The sequence below is a fragment of the Synechococcus sp. R6-7 genome (assembly GCF_047461695.1).
Lineage (GTDB): Bacteria > Cyanobacteriota > Cyanobacteriia > Thermostichales > Thermostichaceae > Thermostichus.
On the sequence record NZ_JANSHS010000197.1, the window covers coordinates 1 to 3962 of the forward strand.

A 3962-nucleotide genomic window follows, 5' to 3' on the forward strand; every position below is an offset into this window, starting at 1 on the left:
GCAGTGTTCAGCGTAAATGTATCAGCTGCAACCTCACTGAACAGCAAACGGTCTGAGCTCGCTAGATCAACTCGCTCACCGGGAAGCGATCCAGCATTTTTTGGGCTTGACGGGCATTTTCCCGTAACTCTGCCGGCAGATGGGGTACATAAGGGATCTGAGAAAGCAAATCCAGCGTGCGGCGGATCAGGCGCACCAAGTCTCCGGCATCTAGGTTGGTGCTGGCTTCTAGGGTTTCCCAAGGGATCCCTTGCGCCCAATGTTCGACGATCCCGGCCAAGCTGGGCTCAAACCCGATCGGCACATGAAACACCTGGTGTTGCCGTTGGCTGCGGAACAGTTGCCGCCGTAAACCCCGTAACCCGTGCAGCACATCTTCCACCAGTCCTGAGGTGCGCAACCGGCTGTAGGTACCTGAACGGGGAGCCTCTGAGACCAAGGCAGCCACAACTCCGGCCAAATGATGGGGAGCACAGCCCTGACACTCACCCGAGAGCAGAGCCAGCGCCAGCCAGAGCTCGTTATCCCCCCGCAGCGCGGCCACCACCTCTCCGCTATCGGTAGGTTGATACTCTTGCAGACAGTTGAAATCCTGCAACACCCCCACCAAGGCCATAAATTGCTGCCAGCGCAACTCCTGCACGGAATCGCTTTGCCGCTCCAGGTGCTCGAGGCGCTTGAGCAAGCGCTGGCGTTTTTCTCGCAAACCCAGCAATTTTTTCCCCACTTGGTGAGCGGGATTCTCTCGGATTTGAGCTTCTAGGGCACGGATTTTTTCCTCTTGGGCATGAATGTGGGGAAAGGCCAACAGCCGCAAGGTGGGATCCGGCTCAGCTTCCCGTTGTTTGAGCAAGTAGCGCAAAATGCGTCGTTCTTCCCGCCGTTGCGCCTGCATCTTCTCATAGCGGGCGATATCTTCGTCGGCAATGCCTCCCAAGAGACGGTCGATCTCCTCCAGCTCGGCGCGCGTGTGCAGGATCTCCTGTTGTTCGGGCAACTTTTGCAACGAGAGCAAATACTGGCCGAAGCTGCGGTTGATCAGATCCCGTGCTGCTTCCAAAGAGTGCTTTTGCAGCAGGTTCAGCACCATGCCATAGGTGGGGGTAAACTGGCTCACCAAGGGATCCGCTCCAGAGGTGGCCAGCCGCGCAGCTTCTTGGGCCCCCTCAAACGGGGATTGCACCGTCACCACATGGCCGATGATGTCCTTGCCCCGCCGTCCGGCTCGGCCCGACATTTGCATGAACTCGGAAGCGGTCAAGAGGCGGTGGCCGTTGTCGGTGCGCTTAGAAAGGGAGGAGATGACAGTTGTGCGGGCGGGCATGTTGATCCCGGCGGCCAAAGTCTCAGTGGCGAAGACCAGCTTCACTAGCCCCTGCTGAAACAGATGCTCCACCAGTCCCTTCCAGGCAGGCAACATGCCGGCATGGTGAGCGGCAATACCCCGGTAAAGGGCATCCAACTGATCTCGGCGGACAGCTTCGGGCGTTTCTCGACAAAAGCGGTCGATCTGCTCGGCCAACTGCTGCCGTTCTTCCTCGCTGGCTACCAAGTCCAGATCCCTTACGCTGGCCACGGCCATATCACAGCCTTTGCGACTGAAGATGAAATAGATGGCCGGCAGCATGTCCCGCTGGCGCAAGTTTTCCACCACCTGCACCATATCCGGCACCCCCCCATAGGGAGACTGACCTGACTTGGGGAGTTTGCTTTTCAGGCGGCGATTGCAAACCCACTGGCCGGACTCGGTTTGCTCCAGCAGGGGGAACAGCCCTTTGCGATTGGCAAAGTGAAATTGCAGCGGCACCGGGCGGTGGTTGGAGTCGATCAGATGGGTGGGGCCATGCACCTGGTTCATCCAATCGGTGAGCTGGTCGCTGTTGGCCAGGGTGGCAGAAAGGGCAATGAGCTGGATCGTGGGGGGGCAGTAGATGATTGCTTCTTCCCAGACGGTGCCCCGCTGCTGGTCGTTCATGTAATGGCATTCGTCCAAGATCACCGCCTGCACCTCTCGCAAGGGATCCCGACTCAGGGCCTCCGCCTCCTCCCAAGGTTCCATCCCATCGCCGGAGGCTCCTCTCTGAACGGCCAGAGAGAGCGGCGTGCCATAGAGCATGTTGCGGAAGATCTCGGTGGTCATCACCAAGATCGGCGCCTCCCGGTTGATGGAGATGTCGCCGGTGAGCAGGCCAACCTGTTCTGGGCCGAATTGCTGGCCAAAATCCCGGAACTTTTGGTTGGAGAGGGCCTTCAGGGGCGTTGTATAGAAAACCCGCTTGCCCTGGGATAGGGCCCGATAGATGGCATACTCTCCGATCAGGGTCTTGCCGGATCCCGTGGGAGCACAGACCACCACCGATTCCCCAGCAGCCAGAACCTGAATGGCTCGGATCTGAAAGTCGTCCAGCTCGAAGGGGAAAAGCTGCCGCAACTCGTCCAGCAAATCGGTTGCCGGGGAGAGAAGCGCACTCATGGGATCCAAATCAACATTGGGAAACCTGGAAACCCGCCCAATTCACTGCTTCCTGTGGGTTGTACCTTCTAGGATACAAGCTTTCTTGGGGCGTCGACTGCTCCCCTGCAAAAAGCGCCAGTTACTCTGCTTCTTTGGATCAAGAACAGCAGCTCAAGCAAGTGCTAAAATGGGGTGCCGTTGCCGGATGCTATCGTGCTGGTCGTCATCGACAACTACGACAGCTTTACCTACAACTTGGTGCAGTACCTGGGGGAGTTGGGAGCTCAGCTTCAGGTTTTTCGCAATGACCAGCTCTCCGTTGACGACCTGCGCCGAATGCAGCCGCAAGCTGTAGTTATCTCTCCTGGGCCAGGGCGGCCGGAAGATGCCGGGATCTCCCTGGAGTTGATTCGGGAGCTGGGGCCAGAGCTGCCGATTTTGGGGGTTTGTCTGGGGCACCAGTGCATTGGCCAGGTCTATGGTGGTCAGATCGTGCGCGCACCTGAGCTGATGCATGGCAAAACCTCGCTCATTTACCATCGAGGGGTGGGGGTGTTTGAGGGGTTGAGCCAGCCTTTCACGGCCACCCGCTACCACAGCTTGGTGATCGAGCCTTCTACGTGTCCTGACGAGCTGGAGGTGACGGCTCAAACAGGCGATGGGATCATCATGGGGGTACGCCACCGCCGCTATCCCCACGTTCAGGGCGTGCAGTTCCACCCGGAGAGCATCTTGACTGCAGAGGGCAAGCGCTTGTTGAGCAACTTCCTGCGCAGCGCCAAAGCCTCAACTGCTGCTCAGCCCAATGTTTCGCAGAAACCTCAGGAAACCGTTGCCGTTGTTACATCAGGGATCCCCACTCCATGAAGCGTCGCCAGCTTCTGCAAGCCAGCGCTGGGCTGCTGGGATCGATGGCCGTGAACCTGGCCAGAGGGCGCAAAGCGGGCGCTCAGACAGCGCCGGCACAAGGTTCGGAAACGCCAACAACCCCAGGGTCTATAGAGTTCACTCCCGGCTCCAGCTCGCAGGGGCTGCAACTGACTTGGCTGCACCACAGTTGTGTTTTGTTCGAGGGGGAGGGCCGACGGTTTCTGGTCAACCCGTTTCGGCCGGCGGGCTGTACGGCTGGCTATCCTGCCCCACGAGTTGCTGCCGATCTGGTGTTGCTCAGCAGCCGCTTGTTGGATGAGGGTGCTTTGGATGTGGTGCCCGGCAACCCCAAGGTGCTGTTTCAGCCGGGAGACTATCTGATTGACGGGATCCGGGTGCAAGGAGTACGCATGCCCCGTGGCCCTCGCTTTGGCGTAAACGTGGGTTGGCGCTGGCGCATGGCTGGGATCGACATTGTCCATTTGGGAGGGGCGCTGCAGCCAATTACGCGGGAGCAGTCCATCCTGCTTGCTCGTCCCGACCTGTTGCTGGTGCCAGTGGGGGGTGGGCCGAAAAATTACGATCCTGCCGGGGCCAAGGCGGCCATTGAGGCGCTGCAGCCCAAGCTGGTCATCCC

General features: G+C 59.3%; 3 protein-coding genes. 2 read left to right on the forward strand and 1 reads right to left on the reverse strand.

All coding sequences use genetic code 11. The annotated features are described in order from the left end of the window. Positions 1–61: 61 nt before the first annotated feature. A complete protein-coding gene (locus NW815_RS06550) occupies positions 62–2473 on the reverse strand; it encodes a DEAD/DEAH box helicase (RefSeq protein WP_414406825.1) in 2412 nt (803 codons plus the stop codon). Between the two features lie 195 nt (positions 2474–2668). Here NW815_RS06550 and NW815_RS06555 point away from each other — a divergent pair, with 195 nt between their 5' ends. Next, positions 2669–3322 carry an anthranilate synthase component II gene (locus tag NW815_RS06555; protein ID WP_011433980.1) on the forward strand — a complete coding sequence of 218 codons (654 nt, stop codon included), beginning with the start codon at positions 2669–2671 and terminating at the stop codon, positions 3320–3322. Further along, the coding region (locus tag NW815_RS06560) for an MBL fold metallo-hydrolase (protein WP_414415820.1) at positions 3319–3962 on the forward strand (644 nt) is incomplete at its 3' end. The genes NW815_RS06555 and NW815_RS06560, both read left to right, overlap by 4 nt.